This is a genomic window from Couchioplanes caeruleus, from assembly GCF_003751945.1.
Classification (GTDB): domain Bacteria; phylum Actinomycetota; class Actinomycetes; order Mycobacteriales; family Micromonosporaceae; genus Actinoplanes; species Actinoplanes caeruleus.
On sequence record NZ_RJKL01000001.1, the window covers coordinates 2,730,394 to 2,748,476 of the forward strand.

Consider the following 18,083-nt stretch of genomic DNA (forward strand, 5'->3'; position numbering starts at 1 on the left):
GCGGCAGCATCTGCCGCGGCGACCGGCTCTGGCCCGCCGGCGGCGACCGGCTCTGGCCCGCCGGCGGGCGAGGCCGGGGCCGTCGGGCGACCGGTGCGCTCCGGGTCCGGCGTCGTCATTTCTTCAGCAGCTTTCGGGCGTCGGCCACCGTCACGATGGAGCCGGTGATGAGCACTCCGACGCCGCCCAGCTCACCGTCGGTGTCCTCCTCGGCGAGCACGACCGCTTCCTCGATCGCGTCCGGCATGGTCTGTGCGACGGTCACCCGGTCCTCGCCGAAGACGTTCGCGGCGGCCTCGGCGAGTTCCGCCAAGGGCATCGACCGGGGTGAGCTGTTCTGCGTGACGACGATGCGGGCCGCGACCGGTTCGAGCAGGTCGAGCAGGCCGGACACGTCCTTGTCGCCGAGCACCGCGACCACCACGACCAGGTGACGGAACGCGAACTCCTCCTCCAGCGCCGTGACCGTGGCGGTCATGCCGTGCGGATTGTGGGCGCCGTCGAGCAGGATCGTGGGCGCGCTGCGTACGCGTTCGAGCCGCCCCGGCGAGTCCACGCGCGCGAAGCCTTCCCGGACGAGGTCGAGCTCGAGCTGCTTGTGCGTCCCGGCCCCGAGGAACGCCTCGACCGCGGCCAGCGCCACCGCCGCGTTCTGGGCCTGGTGGGCGCCGAACAGCGGGAGAAACACCTCGTCGTACACGCCGCCGAGGCCCTGCAGGGTGAGCATCTGGCCGCCGACCGCCTGGTCGCGGCGCACCACGCCGAACTCGCTGCCTTCCCGCGCGAGCGTGGCGCCCAGGTCGGCGCAGCGTTCGAGCAGGGGCCGCATAGCCTCCTCGGTCTGCACCGCGGTGACCACGGTGGCGCCGCGGTGGATGATGCCGGCCTTCGCCCAGGCGATGTCCTCGATCGTGTCGCCGAGCCACTCGGTGTGGTCGAGCCCGATGGGGGTGACGACGCAGACGCCCGCCTCGATGACGTTGGTCGCGTCCTCCTCGCCGCCCAGCCCCACCTCGACGACGGCGATGTCCACGGGCGCGTCCGCGAACGCCGCGTACGCCATCGCAGTGGTCATGTCGAAGTAGGTCAGCGGCTCGGGCGCCCGCTTGTCGATCAGATCGGCAAGCGGCGCGACCTCGTCGTACGTGGCGGCGAGCCGTTCTTCGGACACCGGCTCGCCGTCGAGGCTGATCCGTTCCCGGACCGTCTCCAGGTGCGGGCTGGTGTACCGGCCGGTGTGCAGCCCGTGCGCCCGCAGCAGACTATCGATCATCCGGGCCGTCGACGTCTTGCCGTTGGTGCCGGTCAGGTGGATCGCCGGGTACGCCCGCTGCGGGCTGCCCAGCACGTCCATGAGGTCACGGATCTTCTGCATGTCGAAGTCCATGCGGGTGAAGCCGCGCCCGTCGAGCGCGGCCACCACCTCGTCATAGCTGCTCACGTCAGGCCTCCGACCGTGCCGAAGTCGTAGCTGGTCACGTCAGGCCTCCGACCGCACTGAAGTCGTAGCTGGTCACGTCAGGCCTCCAACCGCGCCGAAGTCATAGCTGCTCGGGCCCGGCCCCCGACCGTGCTCAGGAAGGAGGCGCTCATGCGGAGGGCAACGCCGTCAGGGCCGCGGCGATCCGGGCCAGGTCGGCCTCGGCCGTGGCCAGCCGGTCCTTGATCTTCGCCACCACCTGCTCCGGCGCCTTGCCGACGAACGCCTCGTTGCCCAGCTTGGCCCGGCACTGCGCCGCCTCCTTCTCGGCCGCCGCCCGGTCCTTCTCGAGGCGGGCGCGCTCGGCGGCGACGTCGATCGTGCCGCGGGTGTCGAGGTCGACCGTGATGCCGCCGGTGATCGCCAGCGTCGCCGTGGCGGTGAACTCGGGGCCCGGGGCGTCGAGCCGGGCGAGCGACCTGATCAGCGGCTCGTGGGTGTCGATGCCGACGTTGCCCAGGCCGGTGAGCGCGGCGTTGACCCGCTGACCGGGCCGCAGGCCCTGGTCGGAACGGAACCGTCGCACCTCGGTGACCACCTTCTGCAGCGCGGTGAGCTCCTCCTCGGCCGCGTCGTCGATCAGCGCCCGGTCGACCACCGGCCACGCGGCCCGCGTGACGGTCTCGGCGCCGGTCAGCACCGTCCACAGCTCCTCGGTGACGAACGGGATGACCGGGTGCAACAGGCGCAGCAACTGGTCGAGCACGTGCCCGAGCACCCGCCGGCTCCGCGCCGCCTCGGCACCGTCGCCGGCGAGGACCGGCTTGCTGAGCTCGACGTACCAGTCGCAGACGTCGTCCCATGCGAAGTGATAGAGCGCGTCGCAGACCTTCGCGTACTCGTACGTGGCGAAGAGCTCGTCCACCTCGGCGATGACGTGCTGCAGGCGGGACAGGATCCACTTGTCGACGGCGGACAGCTCGCCCGTCGCCGGTAGGTCTCCCTCGACCGTGGCACCGTTCATCAGCGCGAATCGCGTCGCGTTCCACAGCTTGTTGCAGAAGTTGCGGGAGCCCTGGCACCACTCCTCGCTGATCGGCACGTCGGAGCCGGGGTTGGCGCCACGCGCCAGCGTGAAGCGGGTGGCGTCCGCGCCGTACCGCTCGATCCAGTCCAGCGGGTCGACCACGTTGCCGAACGACTTCGACATCTTCTTGCCGTGGCCGTCGCGGACCATGCCGTGCAGGTTCACCACGTTGAAGGGCTGCACGCCGTCCATCGCGTACAGGCCGAACATCATCATCCGGGCTACCCAGAAGAAGAGGATGTCGTAGCCGGTGACGAGCACGCTGGTCGGATAGAACCTCGCCAGGGTGTCGGTCTGCTCGGGCCAGCCCATCGTGGAGAACGGCCACAGCGCCGACGAGAACCACGTGTCGAGCACGTCCTCGTCCTGACGCCAGCCCTCACCGCTCGGCGGCTCCTCGTCGGGGCCGACGCAGACGACCTGGTCGTCGGGCCCGTACCAGACCGGGATGCGGTGACCCCACCAGAGCTGGCGCGAGATGCACCAGTCGTGCATGTTGTCGACCCACGCGAAGTACCGCTTCGAGAGCTCGACGGGCTCGATCACGACCCGGCCGTCGCGCACCGCGTCGCCGGCGGCCTTGGCCAGCGGGCCGGTGTTGACGAACCACTGCAGCGACAGCCGCGGCTCGACGGTCGTCTTGCACCGGGAGCAGTGCCCCACCGAGTGCTGGTAAGGACGCTTCTCGGCGACGATCCGCCCCTGCTCGCGCAGGGCGGCCACGATCGCCGGCCGGGCCTCGTAACGGTCGAGACCCTCGAACGGCCCCGGCACGGTGACCACGGCACGCTCGTCCATGATCGTGATGCTCGGCAGGTCGTGACGCTGGCCGATCTCGAAGTCGTTCGGGTCGTGCGCCGGCGTCACCTTGACCGCCCCCGTGCCGAAGCTGGGATCGACGTGCTCGTCGGCCACGATCGGAATGCGCCGGCCGGTGAGCGGAAGCTCGACCTCGGTGCCGACCAGGTGCTTGTAGCGCTCGTCGTCGGGGTGCACGGCCACCGCGGTGTCACCGAGCATCGTCTCGGCCCGGGTGGTGGCCACCACGATGGCGTCGTCGCCGTCGCCGTAGCGGATCGAGACCAGCTCGCCGTCGTCGTCGGAGTGCTCGACCTCGATGTCACTGAGCGCGGTCAGGCACCGCGGGCACCAGTTGATGATCCGGTTGGCACGGTAGATCAGCTCATCGTCGTACAGTCGCTTGAAGATCGTCTGGACGGCGCGCGACAGGCCCTCGTCCATGGTGAACCGCTCGCGGCTCCAGTCGACGGAGTCGCCGAGGCGACGCATCTGGCCGAGGATGGCACCGCCGGACTCGGCCTTCCACTCCCAGACCTTCTCCACGAACTTCTCGCGCCCGAGATCGTGACGGGACAGCTTCTGCGAGGCGAGCTGTCGTTCCACCACGTTCTGCGTGGCGATGCCGGCGTGGTCCATGCCGGGCAGCCACAGCACCTCGAAGCCCTGCATGCGCTTGAGCCGGCTGAGGGTGTCCTGAATGGTGTGGTCGAGGGCGTGGCCGATGTGCAGGGAGCCGGTCACGTTGGGCGGCGGGATGACGATGGAGAAGGGCGGCTTGTCGCTCGCCGGGTCCGCCGTGAAGTAGCCGGCCGATACCCAGTGTTCGTACCGCCGCTGCTCTACCTCGCCCGGCTGGTATTGGGCGGAGAGGCCGCCGGTGGGCCGGCTGTCGGGGGTGCGGGTGTCGGTCGATTCGGTCACGCGACAAGTCTACGGAGCCCGCGGGGGTGGGTTGCGGGCGCATGCCCCCGCCTGTGGATAACTGTTGTTAGGCTCGCACGATGTCCGAGCGCCCTGGCGAGACGCCTGCTTCCACGGCCGAGCCGGCGGATATCGCTCCCGACCCTTCCCCGGCCGAGCCGGTGGAGATCGCCTCCGACCCGTTCCCGCTCACCGAGCCGGTGGAGGAGAAGGCGGAGGAGAAGGCGCCCCGGACCCGGACCCGGAGCATCGTGCTCGGCTCGCTCCTCGCGGTGAGCCTGGCCGGAGCGGCGGTATTCGGGTACGCCGGCTGGCGCATCGCCACCCAGAAGGACGCGACCCTCCAGGTGCCACCCCAGGTCGGCGCCTTCAAGCTCAACACCAGCGACAACGGCCGGTCGACGGCCGAATACCTCCAGACGGCGCTGTCGGCGGACGTGGACCTGGACCGGGCGGTCGGTGCCGTCTACTCGGATGGCAGCGGTAACGACGTGCTCTTCTTCGGCGGCACCACCCTCCTCTGGACTCCGGAGAACGACCTCGATACCGCCTTCGGGCTGATCTCGGACGCGCAGGGCTCGGTGACCGGGCTGCATGCCGTCACCGCCGGCCCGCTCGGCGGCACCATGAAATGCGGTACCACGAAATCCGACGGTACGGACATGGTCGTCTGCGGCTGGGCCGATCACGGAAGCCTGGCGCTGGCGATGTTCCCCGGTCGCTCGGAAACAGACTCGGCCGGCCTGTTACGAGAAATCCGCGCCGCTACGCAGACCCGCAACTGATTCCCAGAAATGGCGAAAGGCCGACCCCTTCTACCCGGGATCGGCCTGGAAACCTTTCAGGTAAACGCAGAAACGCCCACCCCCGGCCAGGGGGTGGGCGTTTCTTCACGTTAAGTCCGGCGGCGTCCTACTCTCCCACACCCTCCCGAGTGCAGTACCATCGGCGCTGGAGGGCTTAGCTTCCGGGTTCGGAATGAGACCGGGCGTTTCCCCTCCGCTATAACCACCGAAACATCTATCAGCGGAAACAACCTCTTCACCAGCAACCCCCTGGAATATCACCCAGGGGGGTGAGGGGTGGTTGTTTGCTGTGAATCACACAGTGGACGCATAGAGTATCAAATATGATGTGGTTAAGCCCTCGGCCTATTAGTACCGGTCAACTGAACCAGTTACCTGGCTTACATTTCCGGCCTATCAACCCAGTCGTCTAGCTGGGGGCCTTACCCACTCAAGGTGGTGGGATACCTCATCTCGAAGCGAGCTTCCCGCTTAGATGCTTTCAGCGGTTATCCCTTCCGAACGTAGCTAACCAGCCGTGCCCCTGGCGGGACAACTGGCACACCAGAGGTTCGTCCGTCCCGGTCCTCTCGTACTAGGGACAGCCCTTCTCAAGTATCCAACGCGCACGGCGGATAGGGACCGAACTGTCTCACGACGTTCTAAACCCAGCTCGCGTACCGCTTTAATGGGCGAACAGCCCAACCCTTGGGACCTGCTACAGCCCCAGGATGCGACGAGCCGACATCGAGGTGCCAAACCATCCCGTCGATATGGACTCTTGGGGAAGATCAGCCTGTTATCCCCGGGGTACCTTTTATCCGTTGAGCGACACCGCTTCCACACGCAAGTGCCGGATCACTAGTCCCGACTTTCGTCCCTGCTCGACCTGTCAGTCTCACAGTCAAGCTCCCTTATGTACTTACACTCAACACCTGATTGCCAACCAGGCTGAGGGAACCTTTGGGCGCCTCCGTTACCTTTTAGGAGGCAACCGCCCCAGTTAAACTACCCACCAGACACTGTCCCTCGACCCGATCAGGGCCGCAAGTTAGATACCCAAATCCAACAGAGTGGTATTTCAAGATTGCCTCCACCCGAACTGGCGTCCGAGCTTCACCGGCTCCCACCTATCCTACACAATTACATTCGGATACCAATGTCAAGCTATAGTAAAGGTCCCGGGGTCTTTCCGTCCTGCCGCGCGTAACGAGCATCTTTACTCGTACTGCAATTTCGCCGGGCCTGTGGTTGAGACAGTGGGGAAGTCGTTACGCCATTCGTGCAGGTCGGAACTTACCCGACAAGGAATTTCGCTACCTTAGGATGGTTATAGTTACCACCGCCGTTTACTGGCGCTTAAGTTCTCCGCTTCGCCCCGAAGAGCTAACAGGTCCCCTTAACGTTCCAGCACCGGGCAGGCGTCAGTCCATATACATCGTCTTACGACTTCGCATGGACCTGTGTTTTTAGTAAACAGTCGCTTCCCCCTGCTCTCTGCGGCCATACCACGCTCCACCCGCAAGGGGCTTCACGCGTCCGGCCCCCCTTCTCCCTAAGTTACGGGGGCAATTTGCCGAGTTCCTTAACCACAGTTCGCCCGTCGCCTCGGTATTCTCTACCTGACCACCTGTGTCGGTTTGGGGTACGGGCCGCTCGGAACATCGCTAGAGGCTTTTCTCGGCAGCATAGGATCACTGACTTCACCTGAATCGGCTCGGCATCACGTCTCAGCCTCATGGACTACGGATTTGCCTATAGTCCGGCCTACACGCTTACCCCGGCACAACCACCGGCCGGGATCAGCTACCTTCCTGCGTCACCCCATCGCTCAACTACTACCCACCAGGGTCCTGGTCTCCATGCCTTAGGTCCGAAGACCGCCGGCACTTCAAGCAGTTAGCACAGTGAGGTTCGTCGTGGGCGCTCCTTTGCGGGTACGGGAATATCAACCCGTTATCCATCGACTACGCCTCTCGGCCTCGCCTTAGGCCCCGACTCACCCAGGGCGGATTAGCCTGGCCCTGGAACCCTTGGTCATCCGGCGGAAGGGTTTCTCACCCTTCATTCGCTACTCATGCCTGCATTCTCACTCGTGTAGCGTCCACGGCTGGATCACTCCGCCGCTTCACCCGCTACACGACGCTCCCCTACCCACCCACACACCTGCACCACAACCTCAAGGATCATGGCGGAGTCATTGTGTGAGTGCCACAGCTTCGGCGGTGTGCTTGAGCCCCGCTACATTGTCGGCGCGGAACCACTTGACCAGTGAGCTATTACGCACTCTTTAAAGGATGGCTGCTTCTAAGCCAACCTCCTGGTTGTCTATGCGACCCCACATCCTTTTCCACTTAGCACACGCTTAGGGGCCTTAGCTGGTGATCTGGGCTGTTTCCCTCTCGACTACGAAGCTTATCCCCCGCAGTCTCACTGCCGCGCTCTCACTTACCGGCATTCGGAGTTTGGCTGATTTCGGTAAGCTTGTAGGCCCCCTAGACCATCCAGTGCTCTACCTCCGGCAAGAAACACGCGACGCTGCACCTAAATGCATTTCGGGGAGAACCAGCTATCACGGAGTTTGATTGGCCTTTCACCCCTAACCACAGGTCATCCCCCAACTTTTCAACGTTGGTGGGTTCGGTCCTCCACGCAGTCTTACCCACGCTTCAACCTGCCCATGGCTAGATCACCCCGCTTCGGGTCTAGAACATGCGACTCAGACGCCCTCTTCAGACTCGCTTTCGCTACGGCTACCCCCCACGGGTTAACCTCGCCACATGCCACTAACTCGCAGGCTCATTCTTCAAAAGGCACGCCATCACCCCGAAAGGCTCTGACGGATTGTAGGCGAACGGTTTCAGGTACTATTTCACTCCCCTCCCGGGGTACTTTTCACCATTCCCTCACGGTACTTGTCCGCTATCGGTCACCAGGAAGTATTCAGCCTTACCAGGTGGTCCTGGCAGATTCACAGCAGATTACAGGGGTCCGCTGCTACTCGAGAACACCACAAGGAGGTCACAGATTTTCGTCTACCGGGCTCTCACCGTCTACGGCCGACTTTCCCACGTCGTTCGACTAACCAGCAACTTTGTAACTCCTCGCCTGCGTGTCAGCACAGACATGCGGGTCTCACAACCCCGCACACGCAACCCCTGACAGGTATCACACGCGCACGGTTTAGGCTCCATCCGCTTTCGCTCGCCACTACTCACGGAATCACTGTTGTTTTCTCTTCCTACGGGTACTGAGATGTTTCACTTCCCCGCGTTCCCCCCAACTAGCCTATGAATTCAGCTAGCGGTAACACGACATGACTCGTGCTAGGTTTCCCCATTCGGACACCCTGGGATCACAGCTAGGTTGACAGCTCCCCCAGGCCTATCGCGGCCTCCCACGTCCTTCATCGGCTCCTGGTGCCAAGGCATCCACCGTTCGCCCTTGACAACTTAACCACAGAAAACAAGATGCTCGCGTCCACTGTGCAATTCTCAACCAACAACCAACCCACAACCCACACGACCACCCACCAAACCCCGATCACGGCACCAGCCGACATATTTCGAGCGGTATGAGCAGCCAGGTCATGCCTGGCGAAGTCCGAAACAACAACCCACGGTCCACGACCGCCACGGTTGTTCTTTCAGGACCCAACAGGGTGCTAATCATGTTCCGCCAGCCGCATCACCGTGTCGTTCCCACCCCGCAAAACGAGGCTGTACTAGATCGTGGTGACCGTTGCCGACAAACACTGGCCAGTGTCTCCGCCTGTGAGCACCCCACCACCACATCCGGGCAGTGCGGGCTACTGGACCACTTTCGCGGTCTAGTTGCTCCTTAGAAAGGAGGTGATCCAGCCGCACCTTCCGGTACGGCTACCTTGTTACGACTTCGTCCCAATCGCCAGCCCCACCTTCGACGGCTCCCTCCCACAAGGGGTTAGGCCACCGGCTTCGGGTGTTGCCGACTTTCGTGACGTGACGGGCGGTGTGTACAAGGCCCGGGAACGTATTCACCGCAGCGTTGCTGATCTGCGATTACTAGCGACTCCGACTTCACGGGGTCGAGTTGCAGACCCCGATCCGAACTGAGACCGGCTTTTTGGGATTCGCTCCACCTCACGGTATCGCAACCCTTTGTACCGGCCATTGTAGCATGCGTGAAGCCCTGGACATAAGGGGCATGATGACTTGACGTCATCCCCACCTTCCTCCGAGTTGACCCCGGCAGTCTTCGATGAGTCCCCGCCATAACGCGCTGGCAACATCGAACGAGGGTTGCGCTCGTTGCGGGACTTAACCCAACATCTCACGACACGAGCTGACGACAGCCATGCACCACCTGTCACCCGCCCCGAAGGACCCCGCATCTCTGCGAGTTTTCGAGTGATGTCAAACCCAGGTAAGGTTCTTCGCGTTGCATCGAATTAATCCGCATGCTCCGCCGCTTGTGCGGGCCCCCGTCAATTCCTTTGAGTTTTAGCCTTGCGGCCGTACTCCCCAGGCGGGGCGCTTAATGCGTTAGCTGCGGCACAGAGAACCGGAGAGGTCCCCCACACCTAGCGCCCAACGTTTACAGCGTGGACTACCAGGGTATCTAATCCTGTTCGCTCCCCACGCTTTCGCTCCTCAGCGTCAGTATCGGCCCAGAGACCCGCCTTCGCCACCGGTGTTCCTCCTGATATCTGCGCATTTCACCGCTACACCAGGAATTCCAGTCTCCCCTACCGAACTCTAGCCTGCCCGTATCGGCTGCAGGCCCGCGGTTGAGCCGCGGGTTTTCACAGTCGACGCGACAAGCCGCCTACGAGCTCTTTACGCCCAATAAATCCGGACAACGCTCGCGCCCTACGTCTTACCGCGGCTGCTGGCACGTAGTTGGCCGGCGCTTCTTCTGCAGGTACCGTCACTTACGCTTCGTCCCTGCTGAAAGAGGTTTACAACCCGAAGGCCGTCATCCCTCACGCGGCGTCGCTGCATCAGGCTTCCGCCCATTGTGCAATATTCCCCACTGCTGCCTCCCGTAGGAGTCTGGGCCGTGTCTCAGTCCCAGTGTGGCCGGTCGCCCTCTCAGGCCGGCTACCCGTCGTCGCCTTGGTAGGCCATCACCCCACCAACAAGCTGATAGGCCGCGAGCCCATCCCAGACCGAAAAAACTTTCCACACGCACCCCATGCGAAGGCGTGTCGTATCCGGTATTAGCCCCCGTTTCCGAGGGTTATCCCAAAGTCCAGGGCAGGTTGCTCACGTGTTACTCACCCGTTCGCCGCTCGAGTACCCCCGAAAGGGCCTTTCCGCTCGACTTGCATGTGTTAAGCACGCCGCCAGCGTTCGTCCTGAGCCAGGATCAAACTCTCCAACAAAAACCTTGTTGTGAATCCATCCCGGCAACATGTAATGCTGCCAAAGGAATCCCACCAGACATCAAAACGCCTGGCCGGGTAAATCATTCTTGGCACTGGCTTATCAAGCACCCTGTTGAGTTCTCAAAGAACAACCACACACCGCTCGTTCCCCTCTTCCGAGAAGACCCGCTCGGGGCAACCGCTCTAACTTACCTGGTCAACCTCGCCAGCGCAAGACCTGAGTCTTGGAAGATCCCGCAGGATCCTCGTGGCATCGCCCAAGTGTTTTCCCGTGCTGACGCTCACCCTGGAAGGCGTGAGCGTCGTAAGGTGGCCTGGCAGCCGTCCGGAGATCACTCAGTGATCGATCCGCCCGGTTCCTGCTGGCCGGTTAACTCTACCCGGTCGTTCTCGCTGGCGCAAATCCTGCCGCCTGCCTCGCCCGGAACTGTCGGCAAGCATATCGCCTGCTTCCAGCCGCCCTCACGCAATCCGCCAGACCGGTCACTTTCGTGCCGCTCCGTCCGGGTTCCCCTCGGGCAGAGAGAAAGTTACTTGACGTCCCACCGGAAACGCAAATCGGCCCCCGTCCCAGGAATCCCACGAGGCGCGCGGCCATGCCAGAGTGGCAGGCATGGCACCTCAACCGGCGCTCGCCGCCGACGCGTTGTTCGACCTCCTGATGCCGCTGTCTCAGCTCGTCATCGGCATTCTGGTCCTGGCGGCGGTAGTGGTCTCGGTGCACCGCCTGATCCAGCGCGGTCCGTCCCGCATGGGCGGCGCGATGCTCCTCGCGGGTGGAGCCGTGGTCTGCATCGCCGTGGTCAGCTACCTGTTCCAGACCTTCTGAGACACCACCGCCGCGCCAAGCAAGAACAGACGTCACCGCATCGGAGCGAGAAGTGACGCCACCCCGGCAAGGCGCGAAGAGACGCCACCCCGGCAAGGACGCCAAGAGACGTCGACTAAAGGCGGCGGTTCGCCAGGCTGGGCAGCTCGGTACGAAGGTTCTCCAGCCGGCTCAGGTCGATATCGGCGCAGACGATGCCGACCCCGTCCGGCGCCTGAGCGACCACCGTCCCCCAAGGATCGATGATCATGCTGCGGCCGAAGCATGTCCGACCCGGTTCGTGGTCGCCGATCTGGCCGGCCGCCACCACGTAGCACTGGTTCTCGATCGCGCGGGCGCGGAGCAGGACCTCCCAGTGGTCGCGCCCCGTGTGCATCATGAACGCCGCCGGCACCACGAGCATCTTCGCGCCGTCGATGGCGAGCCGCCGATACAGTTCGGGGAACCGCAGGTCGTAGCAGATGGACAGTCCCGTGGGAACGCCGGCGATCTCGGTGACGACCGCGCGCTCACCCGGTGCCACCGAGCGGGACTCCTGGTAGGACACCCTGCCGGGGATCTCCACGTCGTACAGGTGGATCTTCCGGTAGGTCTCGACCAGCTCACCCGCCGGATTGAAGATCAGCGAGGTGTTGAAGGTGCGCTCCGGGTCGGGGCCGGCCTCGTGGAACGAGCCCGCATGCACCCAGATGCCGAGCTCACGGGCGGCCTCGGCGAAGAACGCCGAGAACTCGCCGTCGACCGGCTCCGGCTTCGGCATGCCGGGACCCGGTCCGAGGTAGTCGACGTATTCGGGCAGGACGGCGAGGGTCGCCCCGGCTGCGGCGGCGCGGCCCAGGAGGTCGCGGGCCGCGGCAAGATTGACGGTACGGTCGTCGCGAGCGTTCATCTGGCAGACGGCAACACGCATGCCCGCCAGCGTACGGAACTCGGCGCCCACCGGAAACGCCCGGCAGCGGACGCCCAACAGGCTCCTACCGGCCGGAACCGCCGAGGCGGCGTCCGGGGCTACCGTCGGGGCGGAAACGACGTCACCGCCGCCCTCAGGGCGACGGTGACGGGTGACGTGGCGGGCTCGGCTAGCCGAGAGCCGTCAGGCGGACTTCTCCTCGCGTTCGCGGCGGGCGCGACGGCCCACGAACTCGCGGGGCACGATCGTCGGTATCACGTTCTCGACGACGACCTCGCGGGTGATGACCACCCGGGCGGCGTCGGGGTTGCTGGGCACCTCGAACATGACGTTCTGCAGGACTTCCTCCATGATCGCGCGCAGGCCGCGGGCGCCGGTGCCCCGGAGCATGGCCTGGTCGGCGATCGCCTCGAGGGCACCCTGGTCGAACTCGAGCTCGACGCCGTCGAGCTCGAAGAGGCGCTGGTACTGCTTGACGTACGCGTTGCGGGGCTCGGTGAGGATCTTGATGAGCGCCTCGCGGTCGAGGTTGCGCACGGTCGTGATCACCGGAAGCCGGCCGATGAACTCGGGAATCAGGCCGAACTTCAGCATGTCCTCCGGCATGACCTTGCTGAAGATGTCGTCGGTGTTGCGCTCGGAGACCGAGCGCAGGTGCGCACCGAAGCCGACACCGCCCTGCCCGACCCGGGACTCGATGATCCGGTCCAGCCCGGCGAAGGCGCCACCCACGATGAACAGCACGTTGGTGGTGTCGATCTGGATGAACTCCTGGTGCGGGTGCTTGCGGCCGCCCTGCGGCGGGACGTTCGCGACCGTACCCTCGAGGATCTTGAGCAGGGCCTGCTGCACACCCTCGCCGGAGACGTCCCGGGTGATCGACGGGTTCTCGCTCTTGCGGGCGATCTTGTCGACCTCGTCGATGTAGATGATGCCCTGCTCCGCGCGCTTGACGTCGTAGTCGGCGGCCTGGATGAGCTTGAGCAGGATGTTCTCGACGTCCTCGCCGACGTAGCCCGCCTCGGTCAGCGCCGTGGCGTCCGCGATGGCGAACGGGACGTTGAGCATCCGGGCCAGCGTCTGCGCGAGATGCGTCTTACCGCAGCCGGTGGGGCCGATGAGCATGATGTTGGACTTGGCCACCTCGACGTCGCTGCCCGCACCGGGCGCACCGGCCGACTCGGCCTGGATCCGCTTGTAGTGGTTGTAGACGGCCACGGACAGGGCCTTCTTGGCCTGCTCCTGCCCGACCACGTAGTTGTCGAGGAATTGGCAGATCTCCATCGGCTTGGGAAGCTCTTCCCACTTCACTTCGCCGGTTTCGGCCAGTTCTTCCTCGATGATCTCGTTGCAGAGGTCGATGCACTCGTCGCAGATGTAGACCCCTGGGCCCGCGATGAGCTTCTTGACCTGCTTCTGAGACTTCCCACAGAAGGAGCACTTCAGTAGGTCGCCACCGTCACCGATCCGTGCCACCTACGTTCTCCCTGCGCTCATCGACCGGTTCGCACCGGCCCTCGGCCCGAGGACGATTTTCCTCGTCGGTATCTCATCGTCTGCCGACCCGCGTTGCTGAGGTTGCCGACTCGACGTTACCCGCTCGAGGGCAGTTCTCCGACCCCCCAAAACGGGCGTGTCAGGGGCCAGTCAGTCTAGCGCGCGCGGACCGACCCCTGACATCGCGTTCCCACCGGTCACTTGCCACGCTCACGCAACGGAACAATCCGGTCCGCGACCGCGGCGGGACCTGCGGAATGTCGTGCGTCAGCCACCGACGCCGGCAGCCTGCAGGCTCTTCTTGCGGGTGGCGAGGACGGTGTCCACGATCCCGTACTCCTTGGCCTCGTCGGCCGTCATGATCTTGTCGCGGTCGATGTCCTTGCGCACCTTGTCCAGCGGCTGGTTGGAGTGCTTGGAGATCAGCTCCTCGAGCTGAGTGCGCATGCGCATGATCTCCCGGGCCTGGATCTCGATGTCCGAACCCTGGCCGTAGCCGCCCTCGGTGGCCGGCTGGTGGATGATGATCCGCGAGTGCGGCAGCGCCATCCGCTTGCCCGGGGTGCCGCCGGCGAGCAGCACCGCGGCGGCGCTCGCCGCCTGGCCCAGGCACACCGTGCTGATGTCGGGGCGTACGTACTGCATGGTGTCGTAGATCGCCGTCATGGCCGTGAACGAGCCGCCGGGCGAGTTGATGTACATCAGGATGTCGCGGTCCGGGTCGGCGCTCTCCAGCGTCAGCAACTGGGCCATCACGTCGTTGGCCGACGCGTCGTCCACCTGCACGCCGAGGAAGATGATCCGGTCCTCGAACATCTTGTTGTACGGGTTCGACTCCTTCACGCCGTACGACGTGCGCTCGACGAACGAGGGCAGGACGTAGCGGTTGTGCACCGGAGCGAAGCCGGGAGGCATGGTCAGGTCCGTCATTGCTCAGCTCCTCAGTTCAGCGTTCCGGCGCCCTCGGGAACCTGTGTGGCCCCGGTGATCACCTTGTCGATGAAGCCGTAGTCCTTGGCCTCCTCCGCCGTGAACCAGCGGTCCCGGTCGGAGTCGGCCTCGATGGTCGCCTGGTCCTGGCCGGTGTGGTGAGCCACCCGCTCCTGGAACATGCGCTTGGTATACAGCATCTGCTCGGCCTGGATGGCGATATCGGCGGCCGTGCCACCCATGCCGCCCGACGGCTGGTGCATCATGATCCGCGCATGCGGCAGCGCATAGCGCTTGCCCTTGGCTCCCGCGCAGAGCAGCAACTGCCCCATCGACGCCGCCATGCCCATCGCCACCGTCGAGACGTCGTTGTCGATGAACTGCATCGTGTCGTAGATCGCCATGCCGGAGTAGACCGAGCCGCCCGGCGAGTTGATCCAGAGGTTGATGTCGCGCTCCGGGTCCTCCGCGGAGAGCAGCAGCAGCTGCGCGCAGATGCGGTTGGCGACTTGGTCGGTCACCTCGCTGCCGAGGAAGATGATCCGCTCGCGCAGGAGGCGGTTGTAGACCGAGTCGTCGAGGTTGCCACTGAGGGAGTCACCACGCAGCGTGGGACTCGCTGGGATGTGCAGATCGGTCATGGCAGCCCTTCACAGCTGACTGTGTCGGCCGAGATCCGGCCGGCAGGTTGTCCGTCGTACGACCAACCTAACCGGTCGAATGCGCATCAGCTTCCCGCTCGGGCAGGTGTTCGCTGACAGCGCACCGGGGGTCGGCGGAATGCCGAAAGGGCCGCCACGGCTACGCGGCGGCCCTTGGCGGAAAATCTCAGTGGTCGTGCCCGGCGTGCTCGTCCTCGCCCGCGGCGCGCAGGTCGTCGAGCGTGAGGACGTTGCCCTCGGTGTCCTTCATCTCGACCTGCTCCATGACGTTGGCCAGGGCCTTGCCGCGGCGCACGTCGCCGAAGACGGCCGCCGCCGCGCCCGACCTCACGAGCTGGTCGTAGTACTGCTGGGGCTGCATCTGGGCACGCTGCGCCCGGTGCACGATCTCGTGACCGAACTCGTCGTCGGAGACCTGGATGTCCTCGGCGTCGGCGATCGTGTCGAGCAGCAACTGGATCTTGACGCCCTCGGCGGCCGCCTCGGTCAGCTCGGTGTCGATCTGCTCCTCGGTCTTCTCCTCGGAGGCCAGGTAGTCCTCGAGGGTGGCGCCGATTCGCTCGAGCTGGTCGGTCATGGCCTGCTTGCGGCCCTCGACCTCCTCCTTGACGACGCCCTCGGGAGCCGGGATGTCGGCGGCCGCGACGAGCTGCTTGAGCGCCTCGTCCCGGGCGGCGTAGATCTGCTCGACCTTCTTGACCTTGGTGAGCCGCTCCTTGAGGTCGGCGCGGAGCTCCTCCAGGGTGTCGAACTCGCTCGCCATCTGGGCGAACTCGTCGTCGATCTCCGGAAGCTGCTTGTCCTTGACCGTCCGCACGGTGACCGCCACATCGGCGTCACGGCCGGCGAAGTCGCCGCCCACGAGCTGCGTGGTGAAGGTGGTCTCGGCGTCGGCGGACAGCCCGACGAGGACCTCGTCGAGGCCGGGGAGCAACTGCTTGCTGCCGACCTCGTGGGAGATGTTGGTGGCCGAGCCGCCCGGCACCTCCTCGCCGTCGACGGTCGCCTTGAGGTCGAGCTGCACGTAGTCGCCCTCGGCGGCCGGACGGTCCACCGTCTTGAGGGTGGCGAACCGCTCGCGCAGGCCGTTGATCTGCTCGTCGATCTCGTTGTCGCCGATCTCGAGCGCCGGCACCTCGACCTTGATGGTGGAGAGGTCCGGGATGGTGATCTCGGGACGCACGTCGACCTCGGCCGTGAACTTCAGCGGCTCGTTGTCGGCGAACTCGGTGATCTCCACCTCGGGGCGGCCGAGCGTCTTGACCTCGTGCTCGCGCACGGCGGCGAGGATCTGCTGCGGGATCGCCTCCTGCACGGCCTCGTTGAGCACCGCGCCGCGGCCGACGCGCTGGTCGATGACGGCGGGCGGGATCTTGCCGCGCCGGAAGCCAGGGATCTGGACCTGGGACCCGATCTCGCGGTACGCCTTCTGCAGGCTGGGCTTCAGCTCGTCGAACGGCACCTCGATGGCGAGCCGCACCCGAGTCGGACTCAGAGTCTCGACGGTGCTCTTCACAGGCGTACTCCTTGATGGATCTCTTCGTTGTTGATGAAAGTCGGGGTGGCGGGATTTGAACCCACGGCCCCTCGCTCCCAAAGCGAGTGCGCTACCAAACTGCGCCACACCCCGAGGCCGCAGGCAAGTGTATGCGGTCGGTCGTGTGGTGTGTGCCTCGGCGTCGCCCGGATGCGCCACGCGGGGGAACCGGTTCGCGTCCGGCGCGGAGATTCAGTACGCTAGCCACGGCGCCGCGCGGAAGTGCAGCGCCATGCGGGCGTAGCTCAATGGTAGAGCCTCAGTCTTCCAAACTGATTACGCGAGTTCGATTCTCGTCGCCCGCTCCAACGACGAAGGCCCAGGTCAGGCACTTGATCTGGGCCTTCGTTGTGCGATCGGTCCGAAAGCGGTGTGCGTCGGGCTAGCTGACCGGCTTGCCGCCGGTCACGCCGAGGACCTCCCCGGTGACATAGCTGGATTCCTGCGACGCGAAGTAGACGTACGCCGGGGCCAGTTCCGCCGGTTGCCCGGCCCGGCCGAGCGGGGTGTCGGCGCCGAACTTCTCGACCTTCTCCGGGGGCATGGTGGTCGGGATCAATGGAGTCCAGATCGGGCCGGGCGCCACCGCGTTGACCCGGATGCCCTGCTCGGCCAGATCCTCCGCCAGGGCCTTGGTGAACGCCACGATGCCGCCCTTGGTGGTCGCGTAGTCGAGCAGAGCACTCGACGACAGGTACGCCTGCACCGACGCGGTGTTGATGATCGCCGAGCCCGGGGCCATGTGTGGCACCGCCGCCCGGCACAGCCAGAACATCGCGTACAGGTTGGTCTTCATGACCCGGTCGAACTGCTCGGTGGTGATCTCGGCGATGCCGCCCGGCTGGGCCATCTGGAAGGCGGCGTTGTTGACCAGGATGTCCAGGCCGCCGAGGTCCTGCACGGCGCGGTCCACGATCGCCGCGCACTGCGCCTCGTCGCAGATGTCGCCGGGGACGGTCACCGCCTTGCGCCCCGCCTCCTCGATGAGACTCACCGTGTCGCGCGCGTCCGGCTCCTCCTCCGGCAGGTACGAGATCAGCACGTCGGCGCCCTCGCGGGCGAAGGCGATGGCGACCGCCCGGCCGATGCCGGAGTCCCCACCGGTGATGACCGCGCGCCGCCCGGTGAGCCGGCCGTTGCCGCGGTAGGTCTCCTCGCCGTGGTCCGGCCGATCGGGCATCGCGTCCGTGAGGCCCGGGTACGGCTGGTCGCCGCCGTCGAGGGCGGGTCCGGGGTGCTGGCCGCGCGGATCCCGGCGCGTGTACTGGTCCTGGGTCATGGCGGTCGGATGCCCGGACGAGGGCCGCGCTAACCCCGGGATTGCCGAGTTCACGGA

10 protein-coding genes, 2 tRNA genes and 3 rRNA genes are annotated in these 18,083 nt (G+C 65.2%); 3 read left to right on the forward strand and 12 right to left on the reverse strand.

The genetic code is table 11. The annotated features are described in order from the left end of the window. Positions 1–115: 115 nt before the first annotated feature. Both EDD30_RS11970 and EDD30_RS11975 read right to left on the reverse strand, forming a co-directional pair. Positions 116–1,387, reverse strand: coding sequence for a bifunctional folylpolyglutamate synthase/dihydrofolate synthase (locus EDD30_RS11970; protein WP_394328286.1), 1,272 nt, complete (start codon positions 1,385–1,387; stop codon positions 116–118). Between the two features lie 202 nt (positions 1,388–1,589). Next, positions 1,590–4,229 (reverse strand): valine--tRNA ligase, encoded by a 2,640-nt coding sequence (locus tag EDD30_RS11975; protein WP_071807554.1) that lies wholly within the window; start codon positions 4,227–4,229, stop codon positions 1,590–1,592. 80 nt (positions 4,230–4,309) lie between these two features. On the opposite strand from EDD30_RS11975, the gene EDD30_RS11980 reads away from it, so the two are divergent. Next, positions 4,310–5,014 carry a hypothetical protein gene (locus tag EDD30_RS11980; protein ID WP_211277895.1) on the forward strand — a complete coding sequence of 235 codons (705 nt, stop codon included), beginning with the start codon at positions 4,310–4,312 and terminating at the stop codon, positions 5,012–5,014. 114 nt (positions 5,015–5,128) lie between these two features. Here the strand turns inward: EDD30_RS11980 and rrf are convergent. The 3 genes from rrf to EDD30_RS11995 form a co-directional block, all read right to left on the reverse strand. Then, positions 5,129–5,245: ribosomal RNA gene (rrf, locus tag EDD30_RS11985) — 5S ribosomal RNA — on the reverse strand. Between the two features lie 118 nt (positions 5,246–5,363). Then, positions 5,364–8,472: ribosomal RNA gene (locus tag EDD30_RS11990) — 23S ribosomal RNA — on the reverse strand. A gap of 386 nt (positions 8,473–8,858) precedes the next feature. Further along, a 16S ribosomal RNA gene (locus EDD30_RS11995) occupies positions 8,859–10,379 on the reverse strand. Together the 16S, 23S and 5S rRNA genes form the textbook arrangement of a ribosomal RNA operon. Positions 10,380–10,995: 616 nt before the next feature. Between EDD30_RS11995 and EDD30_RS12000 the strand changes: the two genes are divergently transcribed. Continuing rightward, the gene (locus tag EDD30_RS12000; RefSeq protein WP_084556570.1) at positions 10,996–11,211 is read left to right on the forward strand and encodes a hypothetical protein; all 216 of its coding nucleotides are present in this window, start codon (positions 10,996–10,998) and stop codon (positions 11,209–11,211) included. A 115-nt stretch (positions 11,212–11,326) separates the two neighbouring features. Here EDD30_RS12000 and EDD30_RS12005 read toward each other — a convergent pair whose 3' ends face one another. The 6 genes from EDD30_RS12005 to EDD30_RS12030 form a co-directional block, all read right to left on the reverse strand. Further along, on the reverse strand, positions 11,327–12,121 hold the full coding sequence (locus EDD30_RS12005) for a carbon-nitrogen hydrolase family protein (protein WP_071806718.1): 795 nt from the start codon (positions 12,119–12,121) through the stop codon (positions 11,327–11,329). Positions 12,122–12,304: 183 nt separating this feature from the next. Next, positions 12,305–13,597: an ATP-dependent Clp protease ATP-binding subunit ClpX gene (gene clpX / locus EDD30_RS12010; protein ID WP_071806713.1), complete on the reverse strand. Its 1,293-nt coding sequence runs from the start codon at positions 13,595–13,597 to the stop codon at positions 12,305–12,307. Positions 13,598–13,885: 288 nt separating this feature from the next. Further along, the gene (locus EDD30_RS12015) at positions 13,886–14,548 is read right to left on the reverse strand and encodes an ATP-dependent Clp protease proteolytic subunit (protein ID WP_071806714.1); all 663 of its coding nucleotides are present in this window, start codon (positions 14,546–14,548) and stop codon (positions 13,886–13,888) included. An 11-nt stretch (positions 14,549–14,559) separates the two neighbouring features. Beyond that, complete coding sequence (locus tag EDD30_RS12020) at positions 14,560–15,189, reverse strand: ATP-dependent Clp protease proteolytic subunit (RefSeq protein WP_071806715.1); 630 nt, start codon at positions 15,187–15,189, stop codon at positions 14,560–14,562. 187 nt (positions 15,190–15,376) lie between these two features. Next, the gene (tig, locus tag EDD30_RS12025; protein WP_071806716.1) at positions 15,377–16,726 is read right to left on the reverse strand and encodes a trigger factor; all 1,350 of its coding nucleotides are present in this window, start codon (positions 16,724–16,726) and stop codon (positions 15,377–15,379) included. Positions 16,727–16,766: 40 nt separating this feature from the next. Then, a tRNA-Pro gene (locus EDD30_RS12030) sits at positions 16,767–16,840 on the reverse strand. Positions 16,841–16,981: 141 nt separating this feature from the next. On the opposite strand from EDD30_RS12030, the gene EDD30_RS12035 reads away from it, so the two are divergent. After that, positions 16,982–17,055, forward strand: a tRNA-Gly gene (locus EDD30_RS12035). Between the two features lie 74 nt (positions 17,056–17,129). Here EDD30_RS12035 and EDD30_RS12040 read toward each other — a convergent pair. Continuing rightward, a complete protein-coding gene (locus tag EDD30_RS12040) occupies positions 17,130–18,026 on the reverse strand; it encodes a glucose 1-dehydrogenase (RefSeq protein WP_071806717.1) in 897 nt (298 codons plus the stop codon). Positions 18,027–18,083: the final 57 nt, after the last annotated feature.

What these genes read in the sequence shown, in the direction of transcription:
- EDD30_RS11970 (WP_394328286.1), bottom strand. Translation starts at nt 1,387, where the DNA reads ATGGACTTCGACATGCAGAAGATCCGTGACCTCATGGACGTGCTGGGC.
- EDD30_RS11980 (WP_211277895.1), top strand. Translation starts at nt 4,310, where the DNA reads ATGTCCGAGCGCCCTGGCGAGACGCCTGCTTCCACGGCCGAGCCGGCG.
- EDD30_RS12000 (WP_084556570.1), top strand. Translation starts at nt 10,996, where the DNA reads ATGGCACCTCAACCGGCGCTCGCCGCCGACGCGTTGTTCGACCTCCTG.
- EDD30_RS12005 (WP_071806718.1), bottom strand. Translation starts at nt 12,121, where the DNA reads ATGCGTGTTGCCGTCTGCCAGATGAACGCTCGCGACGACCGTACCGTC.
- EDD30_RS12015 (WP_071806714.1), bottom strand. Translation starts at nt 14,548, where the DNA reads ATGACGGACCTGACCATGCCTCCCGGCTTCGCTCCGGTGCACAACCGC.
- EDD30_RS12020 (WP_071806715.1), bottom strand. Translation starts at nt 15,189, where the DNA reads ATGACCGATCTGCACATCCCAGCGAGTCCCACGCTGCGTGGTGACTCC.
- EDD30_RS12040 (WP_071806717.1), bottom strand. Translation starts at nt 18,026, where the DNA reads ATGACCCAGGACCAGTACACGCGCCGGGATCCGCGCGGCCAGCACCCC.